The organism is Schaalia vaccimaxillae DSM 15804 (assembly GCF_000420425.1).
GTDB lineage: Bacteria > Actinomycetota > Actinomycetes > Actinomycetales > Actinomycetaceae > Pauljensenia > Pauljensenia vaccimaxillae.
The window spans coordinates 313207-333422 of sequence record NZ_ATUX01000006.1; the positions used below are offsets into that span (position 1 = coordinate 313207).

Below are 20216 nucleotides of genomic sequence, written 5' to 3' on the forward strand. Positions count from 1 at the left end.
CAACCACTCCTGAACTCGCGACGGAGATTCCAACGAGGCAACGATTCGCTGATTTGAAATCAACCGACATCTACGTTGACGGTCAAGACTTTGTTGCTGGTTCTTCCCGTGTTCGGATGCCGGCAACACCTAAAGTCCCACGAAAGATTGCAAATCAAGAGAAGAAGTACACAGGACAGCTGACAACAGTTTTGTGTCGAGAATCAGGCATAGATATTTCTCTCGAGGCTCTCCAAGATCACGGCGGCGACTACCTCGAAGATTTCAATGAAGCGCGCCAGGACTACTACCTTGCGGACGCACTTCGAGAATTACTGAAAGACGTAAGCCTCGACGGTGAAGATGAATTTGAATCAATTAAGGATGAGGCCTACCACGGTGTTCGCCCAACATACAAGAGGAATCATCCGTCCGAGTATGAGCGGCTACTTGCCACATTGGAACAGGCCGCACGAATTTCTCTGAACAAATCCCCTGTGTCCAACACGCCGCGCCTATTTGGCATGCGACAGCGTCACGGCATCATGCACATGCTCGTCAACGATGACAAGTTGAGGTGGGCAGATGACAATTCGTAACCTCTACAACACTGATCTGTCACTCGCATCACGAATCACAATGATTCTCGCCGCCAGGCCTCACCTGGCACGAACACAACGAATGCTGGTGGCGATCGATTTCATGGCAACAAACGCTGCAAATTTTGGGATGTACTCAACCAACCTTCACGGCAATTCGATCTATTCGGCCTCAGAACTCGCAGCCCGAACACAACAAATTCACCAGGGTATCCGCTTTGCCGTCACACGAGGACTGATAGATCCGCAGACAACCCCCACAGGAATCCGATTCAAGATCAACACAACCGGGGAACAATTCTCCCGACAGTTGATGAACCAATATGCCTCAGAATTTCGACGAGCCGTGGAATCGATTCTCCCTTTCGTTGACTCGCACAGTGAGGATGAAGTCATCAAACAAGTTGAACGACAGGGACTGGGCACTCCCGAGGAAGGTGAGCGATGAAGAACGGGTTCTGGATTGAAAACATCATCTATTCAGGAGATGGCGTTGCCTCAACACAAGTCGACTTCAAGCCCGGGTTTAACATCATCCATGGCCCATCAGATACCGGGAAAACCTATCTCGCAAAGACAATCAAGTACATGCTGGCTGGCTCAACCAGGCCATTTTCTGCTGGAACCGGCTACTCCGTCATCTCGATGACCCTCCGCACCGACGAAGGGAAAGTCAAACTTATTCGCACCATTGGTTCTTCAAAAATCACGGTTGCCGCAGATCCAGTATTCGGCATTCCCTATGACGAATATCCTGCACAACCCACGGAATCTTCAGCCAGCGGGGTAACGGTCTCAGACCTATTGCTCCGTCTCTTGGGGATCAAAGAACGACGTGTAGTTCTTACCAACCAATACGGCAGTCGAAAACCACTAACCTGGAAAAGCTTTTCAGACACATTGCATAGATCAGAAGGGCGAATCACATCAGAGGAATCGATCTTCACGACGACGAAATTCGCCACTCTCTCAGCATTCCTCACATTGTTTTATGACCGCGATCTCTCGCTCCTTCCTGAGCATGAGGATCCCGCCGTAGTTGAATCAAGAAAGAACATCCTGCTTCCCTTTCTCGGTGAGCGTCTCGATCAGGTTGGTCGTATGCGTGAAACACTCAAGAAATTTCGCGGGGAAGACGATGGCCGGGATATCACCGCTGAAATCACACAACTCACTGCCGAGCTGTCTCAACTCAACACCATCCAAGATCAAGCACGGCAGGAGCTTTCGGAACTCACACGAAATATCTCTGCAGTCGAACAGGAACTGTCAGTTCGTACCATGGCGGCCGACCGATATGAGGACCTAGCGTCGGTCTACATCGGCGATATCAAGCGCCTCACTTTCGTTGCTGACGCTCAACAGGCGATTCAAACATTGCCCGAACCGTCAGACTGCCCTTTTTGTGGCAGCCCACTGTCTAACCATGAAATGCCTGATTACAAAGAGGCAGCACAAGCAGAGGCAGAAATGCGGGTGGGTGACCTCGAAGAACTTGCGCAAGTACAGTCATCACTCAATGACCAGATTGCCGCGCTTGAAGTTCACCTGAACAGTCTCCGCGATGAGCAGCGATCTGCGGAAACAAGACTTTCTGAAGCGGTCCTACCGAGAATCACAGCTCTCAAGAGTCAAATTGCTGACCTCGAAGCACACCAAGCGAGGCTCACTGAAAGTCGTATGCTCGACACTCAACACGACGAACTAATCGACCAGATCACGACACTGACCAGCCCACCTGCGCCGACCGAAGACTACGATCCTGTGGATCTCTTTCCATCTTCCTTCTTTGCTGACACGGCTAAGTATCTGCAAGAAATCTTGGCTGAATCTCAATTCAAGGATGCAGACCAGGCGTATCTGGATCAGACAGACTTCGATATCCGTATCGGCCGAAAATCAAAACGCTCACACGGAAAGGGATACCGAGCGTTCTTCAATACCGTGCTTGTCCTTGCCCTCCGTCGCTACATTCATGAGCACGCGATCCACAAGCCCTCAATCGTCGTCATCGATACGCCAACACTCGGCTTCGAACACCAAGCCGATGGCAACAATCTCATCACTAGCCGAGACGAATCAGGCAGACCCAAGACTGGGCTCCTACGGAACCTATTCGACTACATGGTTGACAGCGGCGACTACGGGCAACTGATCGTTCTCAACAACACCGACGTCACACCAACCACGCACTTCGACCGTGACGATGCGACCGAACTTGTATTCGGCACTAATGATGAAGCAGACAGACCTGGACTCTTGGTCGACCTACGTGAGGATGAAGGAGAACAGGATCTCGAGTTCAAATAGCCAAGTCTTGAATGTGAGAACGCTGCCCTGCAAGCGTAGACAACGCCGAACATCTATCTGGCTTGTTTTCGGAGTCCAGTTGAAAGAAGTGATAATGGATGCGATCGGGAAGAGCTCTGCACAGATCCCAGCACTCACTAAGAACTACTCGATTCAATTGTGCTGAGAGGGTGGTGAAAGACTCATCGAAGTGAGTGCGTCCGGCCTTGACCCGGATCTCGTTCTCGAACGAGTAGCCCCACAGAGCACAGACTAGGGTATCAAGAGACCTCCGAGAAGAACTCTCGTGTCCGAACCCAAAGTTCATGCGTTGGGCGCCCTATCGTGACTACCGAATACTCACACAGACGGATCAACTAATTTGGCTGCCACAGGTCTCTGGTTAGCGCGATCCTGGCCAAGCCCAGTCATCAGACATTCCTTGCAGACGAGTCGCAGTCTACGGTACCTAGAAGAAGAATCCCTGGCGCGCCGCCTTGCCACGATCAATATCTCGTTGAACTTTCATCAAAGCTTCACGCTCTTCGGGCGGAGCTTCATGCATTCTCTTGTCAATTCTCCTTCGCAGAGAGAAATGCCACCAAATGGCAAATCCAACTAGCACGAGAACCGCGAGCACAATCCATTCAGCGATAGTCATAATTTAGTATCTCGCAAGGTTCCCCCGCACAGCAAGGATTCGGCGTTGAAGCATCCCGGGTTTTGTTCCGAGGTTTTTGTGAGAGGATTTCGCATGCCAAGGAACTATATAAAAGTTTTTGGGGAGCGGGCTGTCAGGCTTGTTGAGGATCGTCTGCGGGATAATCTGGGAGTGTCTGAAACCCGCGTGATCGCCGATACCGCGATGAAGTTGGGGACGTCGAGGGAACCTCTTCGGCGCTGGGTGATGCGAGCGCGTGTGGATGCCGGAGTCCGTCCTCGGGTTTCCACTGAGGAAAGCGCCGAACTCAAGCGTTTGCGTCAGGAGAACGCGGAGCTGCGGCGCACGAATGAAATTTTGAAGTTGGCGTCACATCCTCAATGCTCTGGCGAAATGACACACAAAAACTGTGCAAGTCGGGAGGTGATCAGTTCCTGCCACGACCTGTGGTACGTCAAGCAGTCCTTCCGCATGTCCAAGACAGACCTGCGAGCCCGCCCCATCTTCCACCACACCCAAGAAGCGATCGAAGCCCACCTCACTTTCGTGTTCACAGCCCTCGCTGTAGTCCGAGGAACTCAGAGCAAAACCGGCCTCACACTCAAGAAAGCAATTCAAGAACTCCTACCGCTGCGCCACGTCACCATGCGAATCGCTGGCCATGACTTCATCGGTAAACCCGCCGTCACACTACCAGTTCAAGCAATCCTCAAAACTCTAAAGGCGCGACACACCTCAACTGTGCAAATCAGAGCAGAGAAAAGCCATTCATCCACTGTACGAAATCGACGTTCTGGAATCAACATTCGTGTTCACACATGGAGCGTTCGATATGGCCGAAGCCACGGAGCCGCCAATAGACAACTTTCTGCAAAATGTGACGGGGGCAACCGTTCGCATAATGTTTCAAAATAAGCAATTACCACTCCTCCCAATCCGGACAGAACACCAATATTAAGAGGATCGTTAGAAAACAGTAGGTCAGGATCGAGATATCCTGACAAATCACCCCTGCTGAGTAGCTTCCCTAGACGCTGACAGAAAGCCAGGCGCAATTCCTCTTGTGAAAAAGCACAGTCAATTAAGTCACTAAAATTGCGCAAACTTAGAATGCGACCGGATTCCCCGTGACATAAGGTGAGAGACTTCGCAACCGGATCATGAAATACGCGATCAGCTAACATGACAAATTTGTCTGTCAGGGCGAATGGGCCGCTATCGAGGCCAATTCGGGCATTACATGCGCCAAGCAATCCTGCTCCGCCATAACACCATATCCCATCATCAGCAAAGCAATCGATGCATGATCCGTCGTTGAGCAAGACTTCAGTCATGGGAATTTGGCCAATCTTCATTTCGGCCGAATCGATCCGCCATTCCAAATATTCATCAACCGTATCCAAAGCTCGCTCATAGGTAACTGCGTCATACGAGTCCGTAGTACAATAACGAGATAATGCGCTGCAAAGCGTTGTACAAATTCCATCGAGACCATGAACGATTCCGTAGTTTCGATGGCTTGCAACCACCGCCTTTTCAGCCCAAACAAGAGATGGAGCGCCGCTGAAAGAAGCTCTAACTCGCTTGCCACTTTCACAAGTCTCAAGTTTCAGAAGCTCTTGAAGTAATTCGAGTGAATGAGGAGCGCAATACCCCTCAACAAGCAGAATTCCACGACAAATGCCCGACACCAAATCGGTACTTACAAAGCCGCGATGAATCAAGTCCTCCCGATCAAGTTGATCCAAGAGAGCGACTGAAATGGTATCCATCCATTCTAAAATGATTGTCTGCAAGTGCGAATCGGCCTTGCCGTATTGCGAGATGCTCAAATCAGCTAATGCAAATAGTTCTTGAATCGCGCGAATGTCTGTTCGATTTTGTTTATATGTAACAAGTGCGAGTTCAAAGAGGCGGTCTGCTAGACTTTTAGCCTCAAGCGAACCTGTTGCGCTTGCGATTAGCCGGAGACAATATATATAGCCTCCAACGCCCGAAGGATAAGAAAGAAGATCAGAGATTGCGGCCCTCGGATTCATCTTAGAAATGTCAAATAAGTAACGGTCTGAATTTGGTTGCAAGCGAAGCTTGATCTGATCAAGATAGAGTTCCGATAGTCTTTCAAAATCCAGGTCAATATTCATATCACTAGTCTGATTCCACCGGAGTGTCTGATGACTCTAAATAACATCTCATCTTTAATCGAGCTAGTCGCGATAACGAAAACTTCCTGATAATCGCGGTGTAATCAGCTTCTCCACCCCGATCGATTCCGGCGACGCGATTAAAGTGCATATGCATAACTGAGGGTATAATGTCGGTGCCAATCTCATTGTAATTTTTATAGCGAGGCCCAACTTCGAGCACTTTATCTTCGATTTCGTGTACGATTTCATATCGTAATGAAGTTCTCTGCTTATCGAAGTGTTTCGGATCCTCGAACGATCCCCTTTTGAATGCTTTAACGATCGCTGTCGCCCAAGTTTCTGGAAAATAGTATCGGACAAGCTCCATAAATGAGGTTGCGGCGGATAGGATGACCTGTTTGCGATTCTGTGTTGTCTGGAGAGTGAGCCGCTCACTCAAAGCGAGCTCGGAACTTCTGGTAAAGATTTCAAAAATTGATTCGATAGATGTCGTTCGAGTATAACGTGTATATTCGGGAAAAAATTCGACAATTCGAACTTTTTTGTAGTTTTCGCCTCGGAGGCTTTCTATCAAAGCGTCAAGCCCGTTAAGAATCTTTGATTGCGCATTCGCCTCGGGAGGCAGCTGGAATCTCAGTCTCAAATGGGCATCGGGGTTGGTATAGTGAAGAAAGTGCCAATTTTTGCCGCCCATGTCTTTGAAAAATTGAATTACCTGACGAAAGTCGGAAATCTCCGGTATCAAACCGGATGGTGTAGTAAATTCGTATGCGCGCCATTCTTCTACTTTATCGCCGTCTTTCGGATCGATCAGCGAAAAAGTTTCTGAAGGTATCAGAGTCTGGATTGAATTCGTTGACTTTAGGACATATCTATATAAATATTCAACTTTACGGTCGTCTGTGTTGAGGGTGAAAAATGCGGCATCTAGGATCGACGCCCTCGGGCCTACTGATCGTTTGAAAGCTTGGTATTCATCTATGTTTGAGAGGTCGAACTCCTGTATTTGATCGCCCCTTCCAATTCTGACATGATCCGGAAGATTAACCATTTGTTTCCAGCGTCGGAAGGGCTCATCATCTGAGTAGTCGGAGAACATTCCAGCGGGCAGCCTCCATTGAGGTCGTCGGAGGACAACACCGTCGAGAATGACTCCGGGACGGTGCGTCTCCCTTGCACTCCAAGGCTCTTCTTGGAAAAGTGTGTAGGCAGGTTCTCCGCGGCGGGCGATAGCGAGAATTGTTTTCGAGATTGGATCGAACTGTGCGAGCGTAATCATTGACTGAGATTGAACGAGGATTGGTAGTCCTGTTCTTCGGTCTAGGATCCTCATGTCCCCGTCCGCGAGACAGAATAGGAGTTCGGACAAAGAAATTGCCGAAGGATCGTATGGGTTGGCGACCTGAGGGCATATGTACCGTCCCGGGGGCTGAAACTGGGCCGAAAGCTGTTGACATTGTCGATTGTGAAAGAACGGGCGCAGCTGAACGACCTCGATCTGTTCGGAAGAACCTTGACCCCAGATCCGCGATACTTCATTTGAACTGAGGAGCGAAGCGAATCAGCCAAGGAGTGCACCTGGATCGGTAGCCCCGAGGATCGCTGGTAAGAACAGAAGGCCCAACGTTGGATGCTCGAACAACTCAAACATGAGGTCCTTGACTCTTGAATCGTGAGTGATTGTCCTTCCAGACGAGTCCTGTCTGCGCTCTCTGAGTGCTCTGTGAACTACTTTCGAATCGAGAATGTAGAAGTCCTTCTTCATCTGCAGCTGGTTTGGATGGTGCGCATCCAACAGAAAGCTTACTAATGGCTGCGAGGCAAGTGTGCCAGAGGGTTGGTCTTCGAGTCCGAGCTGAATTGGTCCAATTCCTGCGATTGGATCGAAAACCGTGAGAGCATTGACTGCCGTATTAAATCCATAGTTTTCGGCAAATTTGTCTAACCATTGATCGTGTGCGTTGCTGATCTGTGAGGGAGCCGTCTGCTCGAGTAATAACATGGTTGTATCCACGTGTCGTGCGATCTTGCCGTCGTTTGGAACCTGCGCTGCTTCGGTCATCGGAGTCCGAGCCATGACCGTTGTTGGATCTATGCTCATAGTCGCAAGCGACTCAATTGAATCAGTCTTTAACGTGACAGGTCGAATCTCGTCGAGAAAGTGTTCAGGATTACGGATCTGAATTAGTAGCCCAGTCTCAATGAGGCTAAGTAAGACGTCTCGAAGACGCTGCTCGCTCACACCATATTGGCTGACAAATTCCCTTATTAGTGTTTGAATCTGAACACCAGTGTTAGCCCGATTCAACACTTCAAAGTGTGTGGAATTTAGGGTGACCCTTGAATAGGATAGGTCGCTCGATTGCGAATGTTTATGCGCATTCCATGGAACGGGGACTTCATACGTAGATTGTGAGAGTCGTGTAATTAGTTGGTTCTTGAAGAGCCATGAATCTGCAGCGAGTGCGGGAGCATTAGGTGAGTCTTTGCTCATTTCGAAAGCTGCGAAGATATAGGAAGGTCTCTCTTCTAATTCTGGGTCCGAAATCTCTTGGTCTAGATCGAAAACGATACTGGATGAAAGAGAGAAAGGCGTAGCGCGACTTGCGCAACGCAATGCATAGTTCTCGATTGATCGTATGACTCGATCTGTTCTGCGAGTTGGTACGTCTCTCGCTGATAAATTCGGAGAGAATTGATCTTCAATTGAAGCGTAAAGATCTGGACTGGCGGCCCGAATGATATCAAGCAGCTGATTATTCATTCGAGCTTCATCAAACGCAACTTGGTCGTGAGCGTGAATAATAGATACAAGCTCGCGGCACAATCGCCTGGCTTCAGCGTGAGACAATGCACTGATTCTGCGTGCATAGACCCCTGAAAAGGGAGCATACTTAGAACAGTTGGTCATTCCTCCGCTGCTTCCTTCTCATCAGAAAACCAATTGATGCCGGGACTTTGCTCTGAAAGACACCTAGGAAGTCAGCAATACGGGCATAGAGCAGCGGCGCCATACGTTTGACCGCATGACGTTGGAACAATCGAGGCGCAGCTACTGCAGTCGCAGGGGCTTGTACGTGTGAGGCTCATTGCCTCGATAGACCCATCGTACCCCGAGGCCGTGAGCTTAGATGCAGTACCAAAGGAATAGACGAGATCGGTGAAGAGCTGATCAGCGTCGGTCTTCGGGTCAGTAGTGACGGGTTGCGGCATCTAAGTCGTAGTCGACATTTGATCCTCCTTGAACTGCGGCGAGATTCACGGTTTTCAGTGTGTCAGATATCACAAGGATTGTGAAGGCCTTTGCTTGATTTCGTTGCAATGGTAGTCGACTTGTAACAATGACCGATCCAGACTCAATGAATGGCGAACCGAACCTACGTCTATGAGCTGTGGCGTGGAACGGTGGTGACGTGAGTGTCCGACCGCCTGTCTGAGCGGGGAGCAGCTAGGGGATGCGGACGGATTCACAGGCCTCTTTGGCTCACCTGTGGGTTTGCGAGCTTTCATTGAAGTTGAGCATATTACAACGGAGGTTTGCTCCGAGGCATTTCACTCGCTCCCGAACCCCGGTCCCCGCCCTCGAAGCAGTCGATGCGATCAACGCACAGGTGGAAGCGGCGCTCAAGGCCAAGCGAATGACCGGCGCGCTCTCTATCTTGCAGGCGCCTTATTGGCTCGCGAGGCATCAGCAATAGAATCTCCTGAATTCCAGCATCTCTTACGGACTCAGGCTCTGGCTTCCTTGTCTACAGCTGCTTTCCATTCGATTGAACAGCTCTAGGAAGATGTTGGCTACCTGGCAAACCAGGAGTACATGAATACAAGAATCGTGCGATGGCACGGGCGAGCAGGATGGCATCAGTACATCGATCCTTTGAAGTCATCCACAAGGCCCTGACATTCGAAGATGCACTGTTTGCTGAATCTGGCGAAGCAATAGCGTTTGTAGAGGCCCTCGACTCCTACCGAGACTTCCTTGAGACAACCATCGTCCACAAACGTGGGTGCCATTGTCGAGAACGATCCTTCAGACAAACTCCTCGCCGGGGGCTTTGGGAAAGCAGAGCAGCTGTACTCGATGAGTTCAAATCACTCAAACGAGATCTCGAATCAGGTCACTTGACTCTCCTCATTGACCCGGCCTCCAACGATGCGCTCGGCATAGAAGTAGAGGTCGAAATTAACAACCGAGGTGGCGAAAGCAATGGCTCCGAGAATTCTCGAGAAAGATTAGCGGGTCAAAGGGTGCCCAAATCTAGACTGCGATCGCAACGCCAATCGAGTGAAGTTCATTGTCGACAAGACCGAGTGCGATGAGTGCAGCGCTCAACGCATACTCGCCGCAAGATCCCATGATCGGCAACGACGGATTCCTCCCCCTTCCAACAAGTCGCCACGCTCCGCACTACCTGCCTATACCTTTTGGCGCTTCGGATACTTTTTGGCACGTACCCATACTTTTTGGCGCAAGTCGCACAATTTGGCGGCTCAGCCCACGGGCACGCACCAGGCAGCACGAGTACCCGAAATTCGGCTGCCCTACTCCCCTACCTGCAGGCACCGCCCAACAGACCAGACGAAAACAAATCCTCTCTGACCTGGCTTTTCGTTCAGATTTCGGGCATACAAAAGGACGCCCACTTTGTATTAAAATGAGCGTCCCTTCAGTGGAGCTAGGGGGATTCGAACCCCCGACCTCTTCCATGCCATGGAAGCGCGCTACCAACTGCGCCATAGCCCCGTCTTCATTTATTCACCACTGTCGCGGCGACCCGTTAACAATAGCGGCCAGCGACCCGAAGAACAAAATCGAAGCACAGTGCCAGTGATCACACTGGACGTTACGCACCCAACACGTCTTCACGCGCACCGATATTGTGCGCTGCAAGGCGCCAGGAACCGTCACCGGAGGCGCCAGAGCCCCCACCGCCTGCGAAGACAAGCTCAGACCAATGACAGTTATCCAAGCCCTTTAACGCGTCAAAGGTCAAAGGATCCAACCCCATAAAGGTCACCAAGGCTCGCGTAATCGCACTCCCGTGCGACACAACCACTAGCGTCGCCCCGTCTGGACATGTAGCAGCTGCCTCGACAGTAGCTTCTTCCATGCGCCGACCACATTCATTCGACGGTTCGATACCTGCCGCCTCAGATTCACCTGTACGCCGCCACTCTTGCAAGAATGGCAGGAAATCGGTGCTGATCTCATCGACGGTTAAACCCTCAAATTCGCCATAACAGCGTTCAATGAGACGCTCATCGACATGCGGTCCATCAGGAGATAATCCAGCCTTGGCAAATGCAGCAGCCAGGATTTGAGCGGTCTCGTGCGCCCTCAGCAGCGGAGAGGACATGATCTTGACTCCCGGCAAGTCCTCCACTGGCCCTACTGACACGCCAATCTGCTCGGAAGGAGACACTATCCGAGAGGCCAGCACCTCGGCTGCCGCACGTGCTTGGCCACGTCCAACCTCGTTAAGAGGACGGTCGACGATCCCCTGGAAACGACGCTGAACATTGAAATCTGTTTGTCCGTGACGCAAGAACACGATTCTGGAAGCCCCACGATGCCCAGCTGTCGCCTCATTTGAAGAAAAACCTGATCCCACGGCACCAGCCACGGCTTTGCCGCCTTTGACCTGTATGGATTCGCTCAACGTAAAGCCTCCCCTGTTACCGGATGAACAGCTGGTATTACCGCGTCGGTGAGAGATTCGACGACGCCGTCTCCCCAAAGTTTTTCCAAGGCATAGTAGTCGCGTTGTTCTTCGTCAAAAATGTGGACTACAAGATCCAAGTAGTCAATAAGCATCCAGGCGGCTTCCGTGCGGCCCTCGATACGTTGCGGGCGCAGCTTGTGATCGCGAGCCAACTGGTCCATAATTTCTTCGCCAATGGCACGCACCTGGCGCGAAGTTGGTGCTGAAACGATCAAGAATGCTTCAGCTAGAGCGAGCCGGTTGGACACGTCAACCATAACTGGATTCGTCGCTAATTTGTCGGATGCTGCCTGGGCGGCTGCAATTGCTAGTTCACGAGTCTGCTCGGAGCAGGTCACCTGTTCCCCTGTCTATTCGAGGGCACGCTACGGCCCATGATCAAGCCCCAAGAGGCCGATACAAATCGTACTTCTTGATGTATTGGACTACACCGTCTGGCACCAGGTACCACACTGGCTGTCCCCCAGCCACCCTGGTTCGGCAGTCTGTTGATGAAATTGCCATAGCCGGAACTTCCAGTAATGACACTGCACTCTTGGGCAAACCAGGATCTTCTAGGATGTGGCCAGGTCTGGTCACGCCAATGAAGTGGGCCTGTTCAAAAAGCTGATCGGAATCTTTCCACTGGGCAATCTGGGCCAGAGCATCAGCACCGGTAATGAAGTAGAAATCAGAATCCGGATATTCTTTGGCAAGATCAGCAAGAGTATCGACCGTGTAGGTGGTGCCTCCGCGGTCGATGTCGACCCGTGACACGGTAAAACGCGGGTTCGAGGCCGTTGCAACCACAGTCATTAAATACCGGTGTTCTGCCGGAGTAACGCGCCGCCCGGCTTTGAAAGGCTGCATAGCTGCTGGCACGAACACCACCTGGTCCAGGTTAAAGACCTCCATCACTTCCGAGGCTGCAACAAGGTGACCGTGGTGAATGGGGTCAAAAGTTCCGCCCATGATTCCGATGGAACGTCGCCGGCGCGGATTTTCTCCTGGCTCAAGATGGACAGGAGCTGTGGGTCCTGCTTCGGCGCTCATGGTCGGATCGTCCCGTCCCCTTCGATGGTCCACGAGGTCGTCGTAAGCTCTTCGAGTCCCATGGGCCCGCGCGCATGGAGCTTTTGGGTAGAGATTCCAATTTCTGCACCAAGACCAACCTGACCGCCATCGGTGAACCGTGTCGACGCGTTAATCGCGATGACCGCAGAATCAAGTTCGGAGCGGAACCGGTTGGCGGATTTAATGCTGCGAGTACAGATAGCCTCGGTATGTCCGGACGAATACGTCAAAATATGGTCGATGGCGTCGTCAATCGTGTCGACGACTTTGACAGCCAGATCCATAGATAGATACTCGGTTGCCCAATCCTCTTCGGTGGCGTCAACCACGAACTTTTGGTCAATGGATTCAGCATCACCAACGATGGCGCGCGTGCCTTCGTCAGCATGAATGGTCACGCCGGCTGTCGTCAGACGGGTAATGGCTGACACTAAGAAATCTTCGGCGACTGAGGCATGGACCAACAAAGTTTCGGCAGCATTGCACACACCAATCCGTTGAGTCTTAGCGTTCATAATGATGTTTTCTGCTTGGACGAGGTCGGCGCCCTCGTCCACGTACACGTGACAATTCCCCGTACCTGTTTCGATAACGGGCACCTTCGCATTGTCCACAATAGCGTTGATGAGGCGAGCAGATCCGCGCGGAATGAGCACATCGATACCACCGCGAGCCATCATCATGGCGTTGGCGCCTGCCCTGCCCCATGGATCAACGGTCTGAATGAGATCGCCTGGAAAATCAACCGAAGCCAGAGCGTCACGCATGACGGCAATGCTCACGCGATTCGTTGCTTCCGCAGCGGAACCACCACGCAAAATCACAGCATTGCCAGACTTAATAGCGAGGGTGGCGGCATCGATTGTGACGTTGGGGCGCGCCTCATAAATCATGCCGACAACGCCCATCGGCACTCTCGTCTGAGTGATACGGAGACCTAGCTCGTTGGTCGTACCGCGGGTCACTTGACCAACTGGATCAGGCAGCGCTGCAACCTCGCGGACCGCGCCTGCAATGGATCGAATGCGCGTCTGAGTCAATTCGAGACGGTCCAACAGTGCATCCGTCATTCCTTCAGCTCGACCTCGAGCCATGTCCTCAGCATTTGCAGCAAGGATTTCATCGGCGCGTTCCGTAATCGCCGTGGCGATTGCTTCAAGAGCCTGGTTTTTTCGGCCACTTGAAGCCGTTGCCAAGAAGCGAGCTGCGGTGCGAGCAGCGTCAGTGAGCGCAGAAATATCAACGGTTTCAAGGTCCATAGACATTATTTTGACACGATCAGCCCACCGGCTCTGTCTCATTCCAAGGGAGCCAAGTCGTCGCGGTGAATCAAAGGACGAGGATTTTCCCATCCTAATCTCTTCAGTTCGTCGGCACAAGAACCAGCCATCTGCGAACAGACTTCAGAATCGTAGGCACAAATACCTCGGGCGATCAGGCGGGTCTGCGACACGACGTCAACAACGTCACCGGCACTAAAGTGGCCCAACACTTGGACCGCTCCAGCCGCCAAAAGTGACTTCTTGCCGTTTGTAATGGCGGCGGCCGCGCCCTCGTCAACAACAATTTCTCCTCGCGACGTGGCGGCATGGGCGATCCACAGGCGCCGCGATGCTGGCCTCGTATCTGAGGGCTCAAACCAGGTGCCTGCGTCACGCATTTCCAGGACGTCAGCAACTCGATCTGCTGATGTTAGGACTACCCCAATACCAGATCCCGCAGCCATGGTTGCTGCCTGAACCTTAGTGACCATTCCTCCCGAGCCAACCTTGGAGCCTGTCCCCGTGACCAATACGCTCATGAGATCGTCGGTTGACGACACCTTCTCAATCAGCTCTGCACCCGGATGAGACGGGGGCGCCGTGTATAGACCATCGACATCGGTCAAGAGGACGAGGGCGTCTGCCTGAACCATCTGCGCGATGTAGGCAGCTAGCCGGTCATTGTCCCCGAAACGCACCTCTCGGGTGGTCACTGCATCGTTCTCATTGATAATTGGAACAGTGCCAAAACTTAGGAGCTTGTCTAGAGCCGCACGTACATTCGTGTAATGCTCTCGCCTCATCACATCAGCGGTTGTCAGCAACACTTGAGCGGCCGATAGGTGATGAGAGTGGAACGCGGCAGTCCACTGGGCCATGAGCAAACCTTGGCCCATTGCGGCTGCAGCCTGGACCGAGGCGAGGTCACGAGGTCGCGCCGACAGGCCAAGTGGGTCAAGGCCTGCTGCCACAGCACCTGAGGACACGATAACGATCTGATGGTCTGAGTCGCCGCGACGCCAGCGGGCCGCGAGCCTAGCCACCGTGTCGATGCGATTGAGGTCGAGTCCGCCGTCTGGCCGAGTCAACGAGGACGAGCCAATTTTGAGGACGATGCGTTTAGCGCCGGCGATGCCGCGTCGCGTCACTTCGACCCCCCAGCATTCGGGTCGGTCCACACGCCAGCTTCGCGTTCGTTCCACAATTCTTCACGGGCCGCAGTCTTGGCATCCATCACCTGGTGGTGGACTTCGCGCCGCTCCCGACGCGTGGGCCGTTGTGAGGGATCGATGCGCAGGTCGGTACCGCGAGAGCCCAAAAGCTCCGGGCCAGTAGTCAGTGTGGGTTCAAAGTCAAAGATCACTCCACCGTCAAGATCACCAATGACAACGGTGTCGCCTGCAACCGCCCCATTCTTCATCAGGAGGTCTTCGACGCCGGCTGCTGCCAGACGATCAGCCAGGTATCCCACAGCTTCGTCGTTGGCGAAGTCGGTTTGACGCACCCAGCGTTCGGGTTTATCCCCACGAACCTGGAAGACCTCGTCTCCGTCTTTACGAGTCTTGCGCACGGTGATCGCGTCGCGTGCCCCAACTGCCTGCGGGCGAATAACCGGACGTGCTTCGCTAATTTCAGGGAGCTTTTCTCGCTGTTCGTTGACGATACGCGCCAAAGTGAAGGAGAACTCTTTAAGTCCTTCGTGGCTCACCGCAGAGACTTGATGGATTGGCCAACCAAACTTTTCAAGGTCCTGGTGTGTGATCTCAGCAAGATCACGCCCATCGGGCACATCGACTTTGTTCAAGACGATGACACGAGGTCGTTGCATTAAAGGCACGTAGCCCTCAACCTCACCCAAGTCGCCCTGGTAGGCGCCAAGTTCGGCCTCGATGGTTTCTAAATCCTTGACCGGGTCGCGTTCTGCTTCGTAAACAGCGGTATCGAGGACGTGTACGATCACTGCGCAGCGTTCGATGTGGCGCAGGAAGTCTAAGCCAAGGCCCTTACCTTGGGATGCGCCGGGGATGAGCCCGGGCACGTCAGCAATCGTGTAGCGGGTCTCCCCCGCCTGTACGACACCAAGGTTGGGAATCAGAGTTGTGAACGGGTAGTCAGCAATCTTCGGGCGTGCACTCGACATTGCAGCAATGAGCGAAGATTTACCTGCCGACGGGAACCCAACGAGTGCCACATCGGCAACGGACTTGAGTTCGAGGAGAACATCGCGTTCCTCTCCCGGCTCACCCAGTAGAGCGAATCCTGGAGCCTTGCGGGCTTTGGATGCCAGAGCTGCATTGCCCAGGCCGCCACGTCCGCCCTCGGCGACGACGAAGCGGGCCCCTGTTCCCGTCAGGTCCGCAAGTAACTCGCCACGGGTGGACTTGACGACTGTGCCTTCGGGGACAGGCAGAATGATGTCTTCGCCGTTCTTCCCCTGGCGAAAGTCTCCCATACCAGGAGTACCGTTTTGGGCACGCTGATGAGGACTGCGGTGGTAGGTCAGCAAGGTGGTGACCTGGGGGGAGACCTCGAGGATCACCGAGCCGCCGTTTCCACCGTCTCCACCGTCAGGGCCCGCGAGAGGTTTGAACTTCTCACGTTTGATCGAGGCAACGCCGTTACCACCGTTGCCTCCCGCCGCATGAATGGTCACACGATCAACGAAGTCCGCCATTGGTTTGCCCTCCGGGGTTGAAGATGAAGTCTAGTTAAGCAAAATGGGCGCCCGGCTTCAGCCGGACGCCCATTGCTGAGATCGGTCTCAGGCAGAGACCGGCTCGACGATGTTGACGACCTTGCGGTCGCGCTTGCGGCCGAACTCGACCTCACCGGCACGCAGGGCGAACAAGGTATCGTCCTTGCCACGGCCGACGCCGTCACCGGGGTGGAAGTGGGTGCCGCGCTGGCGAACGATGATTTCGCCTGCGTTGACCAGCTGGCCGCCGTAGCGCTTGACGCCCAGACGCTGAGCGTTCGAGTCGCGGCCGTTGCGGGAGGAGCCGAGGCCCTTCTTATGTGCCATCAGAAACTACTTTCTGCTCGAGTGTTTGACGTCAGGCGATCTCAGTGATCTTGACGACCGACAGCTTCTGGCGGTGGCCCTGGCGCTTGCGGTAGCCCGACTTGTTCTTGTACTTGATGATCGAGATCTTCGGACCCTTGGCGGAATCCACGACCTCAGCCTTAACGGTGACTTTGTCCAGCTTGGCAGCATCGACGGTGATGGCCTCGCCATCAACCAGCATCAGCGGCTGAAGCTCAATGGAGGAACCAATTTCTTCAGCCAGCTTGTCGACGACGACGACGTCACCGACGGACACCTTTTCCTGCCGGCCGCCTGCCTTGACGATCGCGTAGACCACGTTGGAGCTCATCTCTTCTCGTTATCGGACCGGGACCTACTCGCTCCAATTCGACCTTGAGTCGAATCTGGGAATAATAATCCCGTTGGCGCTTTGTTGCGCCGACGCTCAAATTTAGCCGAATGGGTATCAGCTCGGCAACTTGCAGCGGCCTTTCAGAGGCCGAAATCGCTGTGCGATTCCACACCTCACGAATGCTGGACACGCCGCAAGTACGGCTCGCGCCCGCTTAGCCGGTATCAACCACACCCGTGGAGGCTACGCGGCGACGACGTTTAGTTTTAGGCGCTGGCGCCGGCTCCGGCAGAGCGATGTCATCGGTGCTACGCACCACAGCCTCGTCTTTTTGCTCGACTCTCGTGGGCAATTCGACGATGTTCTCTACCGCTACCTTCTCCGGTTCTCCGGCCTCAGCTACGACTGCCCTACGACGCCGACGCGGGCGCTTTGTGACGGGCGGCGCGGACACTTCCTCACTGCTAGCAGCGCTAGCTCCCGCTGCTGCCGAATCTTGTTGCAAGGATGGGTCCTCATTGGACGCGCTTGCGTCAGGGGAGTTCTGCTCAAGAATCTGAGAGTCTGCCGTCACGGCTTTGCGCGTTTTACGAGGACGTGAGGCTTTCGCCTGCTTTGAGTCCGTCTGGTTTGAAACGGAATCGTGTTCAGTCTGAGGATCTACCGCAACCATGGAGGTCTCTTCAACATCCTTGGCCTCGACCTCGTCCTTATGAGTCGCAGCGGCAATGGCTGAGAGGGCTTGCTTAGCTTTCTCATGCTCAGGTGAGTCATCAATCCTGCGAGGCTCAGTCGAGGACGTCTTCTTCTGACGCTTCTTGGGTTGGTTTCCCGTGTGGTCATGAGACCCGGTGAGTTCAACCGGATGCTCGTGCACAATGAAGCCGCGGCCCTCACACGCTTCACAGGTCGTTGAGAACGCTTCGATCAACCCTTCACCGACGCGTTTACGAGTCATCTGCACCAATCCAAGCGAGGTGATCTCTGTGACTTGGTGGCGGGTACGGTCGCGTCCCAGGCACTCAACGAGGCGCCGTAGGACCAGGTCTCGGTTGGACTCAAGGACCATATCAACGAAGTCAATAATGACAATGCCGCCAATGTCGCGCAGGCGCAGCTGACGCACGATTTCTTCTGCAGCTTCGAGGTTATTGCGCGTCACCGTTTCTTCGAGGGTTCCACCAGCACCAATAAATTTGCCGGTGTTGACATCGATAACGGTCATGGCTTCAGTGCGCTCAATTATCAAGGTGCCGCCCGACGGCAACCAGACCTTACGATCCATACCTTTGGCGAGCTGCTCGTCAATGCGGTTGGCGTGGAAGACGTCATCGGTGCCCACCCACTGTTCGACACGGTCAGATAGTTCAGGACTCAGCTCGTCGACGTATTCCTTGATGGTCTCGTAGGTGGTCTTACCTTGAACCACCAGGGAGGAGAAGTCCTCGTTGAAAATATCGCGGACAACACGCACCGCGAGCTCAGGTTCGCCTCGCAATAGAACAGGCGCAGACTTAGCGGAAGAATGCTTCTTCTCAATGTCTGCCCACTGCTTGGTCAGGCGCGACACATCGTCAAGAATCTGTTGCTCCGTAGCCCCTTCTGCAGCCGTACGCACAATGACGCCAGAACCGGCTGGAACCACCTGCTTGAGAATCTTCTTTAAGCGGTTACGTTCCTTATCGGGCAGTTTGCGAGAGATCCCCATCATGGACCCGTTGGGAATGAGGACGAGGTAGCGTCCCGCCAAAGTGATCTGGCTGGTCAGACGAGCGCCCTTGTGGCCGATAGGATCCTTCGTGACCTGGACGAGGACGGGATCGCCAGATTTAAGAGCCGACTCAATTCGTCGCGGTTTGCCATCGAGACCGACCGCGTCCCAATTCACTTCACCCGCGTACAGGACGGCGTTACGCCCTCTGCCGATGTCCACGAAGGCGGCCTCCATTGACGGCAGCACATTCTGAACTCGACCCAGATAGATGTTGCCCACCATCGACTGTTGAGTACGACGCGCAACATAGTGCTCAACCAGCAGATCATCCTCGACGATGGCGATCTGATTGAGACCTTCGTGATCACGGATGACCATTTTGCGATTAACGGATTCACGCCGCGCCAGGAATTCCGATTCAGTGATTCCGTGGTGGCGGCGGCCTTCTTTGCGCCCTTCTCGCCGCCGCTGCTTCTTAGCTTCGAGGCGAGTCGATCCTTTCAGGGCCTTGACCTGGTCGGTGGCGTCTCCCAGTTCTTCAGTTGAAGTCGAACGGGTACGACGACGTCGGCGACGACGGGTTGTTCCTTCCACTTCTTCAGAGTCAACCGACGCAGATTCCAATTCAGCGCCGTTGACTTCCCCAGCTTCCAAGGGCTGTTCATCTTTGACCTCAGTCTCGACTTCAGGATCTGACTGGGTAGCTAAACGACGCGTCCTCTTCTTAGCAGGCTTGTCCGAAGGAGCATCCGTATCTTCGACTGCTTTGGCACGCCGTTTGCGCCGAGGCTTTTCCTCACCGTCTTGCTGCAAGGCATCATCGGAGCTCTTGGATTGCGAGGTCTCATCTTGCTCGCCGATATTCGCACGCTTGGAACGTGTGCGCTGACCGCGAGTCTCGGCCTTTTCCTTGAGATCTTTTCTTTCGCCAGCAGATTCTTCTGAGAAGCTGGGAGCCTGGAATGCAGGTGCCTGGAACAGCAAGGACGCAGCCGGCGTTTCGGGCGCCAACTGATTCGTCTGATCGGTAGTCACTTTTCTCCAATTTGTCGGACGCGACTCCCGCATCTGAGTCTGCCCTCGCGCTCGCCCGCTAGGGGCGGAAAACTTTCGGAACCGCATGGTTGCGGCGTAGCTCGCGGAGCCTTGCGGCATGCGTCGCGGCATACGCGTCACAGGGATGCGCCCATGACGACCGTCTAGCAATATTGTCGCACAAGTTAGCTCCCCCACCTTTGTGATGTGTGTTCGTGTTTAGAGGCTCAAGAGCCACGGAAACGACATGTGTGTCACTAAACGGACTCAATACCACTGTTTCACCCCATAAGTAAGGGGCATATGGACTATCTTTCTTCACAAGCACATGACGTTGGTCCCAGCGGCCAATGTCGGCTCATAATCCATCCAACACA

At 53.5% G+C, this 20216-nt stretch carries 15 protein-coding genes, 1 tRNA gene and 1 pseudogene; 4 read left to right on the forward strand and 13 right to left on the reverse strand.

Annotation, left to right across the window (positions count from 1 at the left end; genetic code table 11):
- Positions 1 to 53: 53 nt before the first annotated feature.
- From G439_RS12150 to G439_RS12905, 4 genes and pseudogenes are all read left to right on the forward strand, one after another.
- Positions 54 to 578: an ABC-three component system protein gene (locus tag G439_RS12150; RefSeq protein WP_022867975.1), complete on the forward strand. Its 525-nt coding sequence runs from the start codon at positions 54 to 56 to the stop codon at positions 576 to 578.
- Complete coding sequence (locus tag G439_RS0104405; RefSeq protein ID WP_022867976.1) at positions 565 to 1026, forward strand: ABC-three component system middle component 2; 462 nt, start codon at positions 565 to 567, stop codon at positions 1024 to 1026. The genes G439_RS12150 and G439_RS0104405 overlap by 14 nt, the downstream gene beginning before the upstream one ends.
- Entirely contained in the window at positions 1023 to 2888 is a 1866-nt protein-coding gene (locus G439_RS0104410; RefSeq protein ID WP_022867977.1) for an ATP-binding protein, read from the forward strand. Before G439_RS0104405 ends, G439_RS0104410 begins: the two co-directional genes overlap by 4 nt.
- Positions 2889 to 3759: 871 nt before the next feature.
- Positions 3760 to 3900: pseudogene (locus G439_RS12905) on the forward strand (IS3-like element IS987 family transposase); the annotation flags it as partial.
- A 440-nt stretch (positions 3901 to 4340) separates the two neighbouring features.
- Here the strand turns inward: G439_RS12905 and G439_RS12365 are convergent.
- From G439_RS12365 to G439_RS0104510, 13 genes are all read right to left on the reverse strand, one after another.
- Positions 4341 to 5672, reverse strand: a complete 1332-nt coding sequence (locus G439_RS12365) for a lanthionine synthetase LanC family protein (protein ID WP_083940782.1) — start codon at positions 5670 to 5672, stop codon at positions 4341 to 4343.
- Between the two features lie 4 nt (positions 5673 to 5676).
- Positions 5677 to 7200 carry a thiopeptide-type bacteriocin biosynthesis protein gene (locus G439_RS0104435; RefSeq protein ID WP_341532748.1) on the reverse strand — a complete coding sequence of 508 codons (1524 nt, stop codon included), beginning with the start codon at positions 7198 to 7200 and terminating at the stop codon, positions 5677 to 5679.
- 36 nt (positions 7201 to 7236) lie between these two features.
- The gene (locus G439_RS11150) at positions 7237 to 8586 is read right to left on the reverse strand and encodes a lantibiotic dehydratase (protein WP_022867981.1); all 1350 of its coding nucleotides are present in this window, start codon (positions 8584 to 8586) and stop codon (positions 7237 to 7239) included.
- Positions 8587 to 10346: 1760 nt separating this feature from the next.
- A tRNA-Ala gene (locus G439_RS0104465) sits at positions 10347 to 10419 on the reverse strand.
- Positions 10420 to 10519: 100 nt separating this feature from the next.
- Positions 10520 to 11335 carry a histidine phosphatase family protein gene (locus G439_RS0104470; RefSeq protein ID WP_341532747.1) on the reverse strand — a complete coding sequence of 272 codons (816 nt, stop codon included), beginning with the start codon at positions 11333 to 11335 and terminating at the stop codon, positions 10520 to 10522.
- Complete coding sequence (gene rsfS, locus G439_RS11160; RefSeq protein WP_022867987.1) at positions 11332 to 11736, reverse strand: ribosome silencing factor; 405 nt, start codon at positions 11734 to 11736, stop codon at positions 11332 to 11334. The genes G439_RS0104470 and rsfS overlap by 4 nt, the downstream gene beginning before the upstream one ends.
- 40 nt (positions 11737 to 11776) lie before the next feature.
- Positions 11777 to 12430 (reverse strand): nicotinate-nucleotide adenylyltransferase, encoded by a 654-nt coding sequence (gene nadD / locus G439_RS0104480; RefSeq protein WP_022867988.1) that lies wholly within the window; start codon positions 12428 to 12430, stop codon positions 11777 to 11779.
- On the reverse strand, positions 12427 to 13716 hold the full coding sequence (locus tag G439_RS0104485) for a glutamate-5-semialdehyde dehydrogenase (protein WP_022867989.1): 1290 nt from the start codon (positions 13714 to 13716) through the stop codon (positions 12427 to 12429). The genes nadD and G439_RS0104485 overlap by 4 nt, the downstream gene beginning before the upstream one ends.
- Before the next feature lie 32 nt (positions 13717 to 13748).
- The gene (proB, locus tag G439_RS0104490) at positions 13749 to 14861 is read right to left on the reverse strand and encodes a glutamate 5-kinase (RefSeq protein WP_040434698.1); all 1113 of its coding nucleotides are present in this window, start codon (positions 14859 to 14861) and stop codon (positions 13749 to 13751) included.
- A complete protein-coding gene (gene obgE / locus G439_RS0104495; protein ID WP_022867991.1) occupies positions 14858 to 16387 on the reverse strand; it encodes a GTPase ObgE in 1530 nt (509 codons plus the stop codon). Before obgE ends, proB begins: the two co-directional genes overlap by 4 nt.
- Positions 16388 to 16474: 87 nt before the next feature.
- Entirely contained in the window at positions 16475 to 16735 is a 261-nt protein-coding gene (gene rpmA, locus G439_RS0104500) for a 50S ribosomal protein L27 (protein WP_022867992.1), read from the reverse strand.
- 31 nt (positions 16736 to 16766) lie between these two features.
- Positions 16767 to 17087: a 50S ribosomal protein L21 gene (gene rplU / locus G439_RS0104505; RefSeq protein WP_022867993.1), complete on the reverse strand. Its 321-nt coding sequence runs from the start codon at positions 17085 to 17087 to the stop codon at positions 16767 to 16769.
- A 217-nt stretch (positions 17088 to 17304) separates the two neighbouring features.
- Positions 17305 to 19872, reverse strand: a complete 2568-nt coding sequence (locus G439_RS0104510; protein ID WP_026459393.1) for an Rne/Rng family ribonuclease — start codon at positions 19870 to 19872, stop codon at positions 17305 to 17307.
- Between the last annotated feature and the right edge of the window lie 344 nt (positions 19873 to 20216).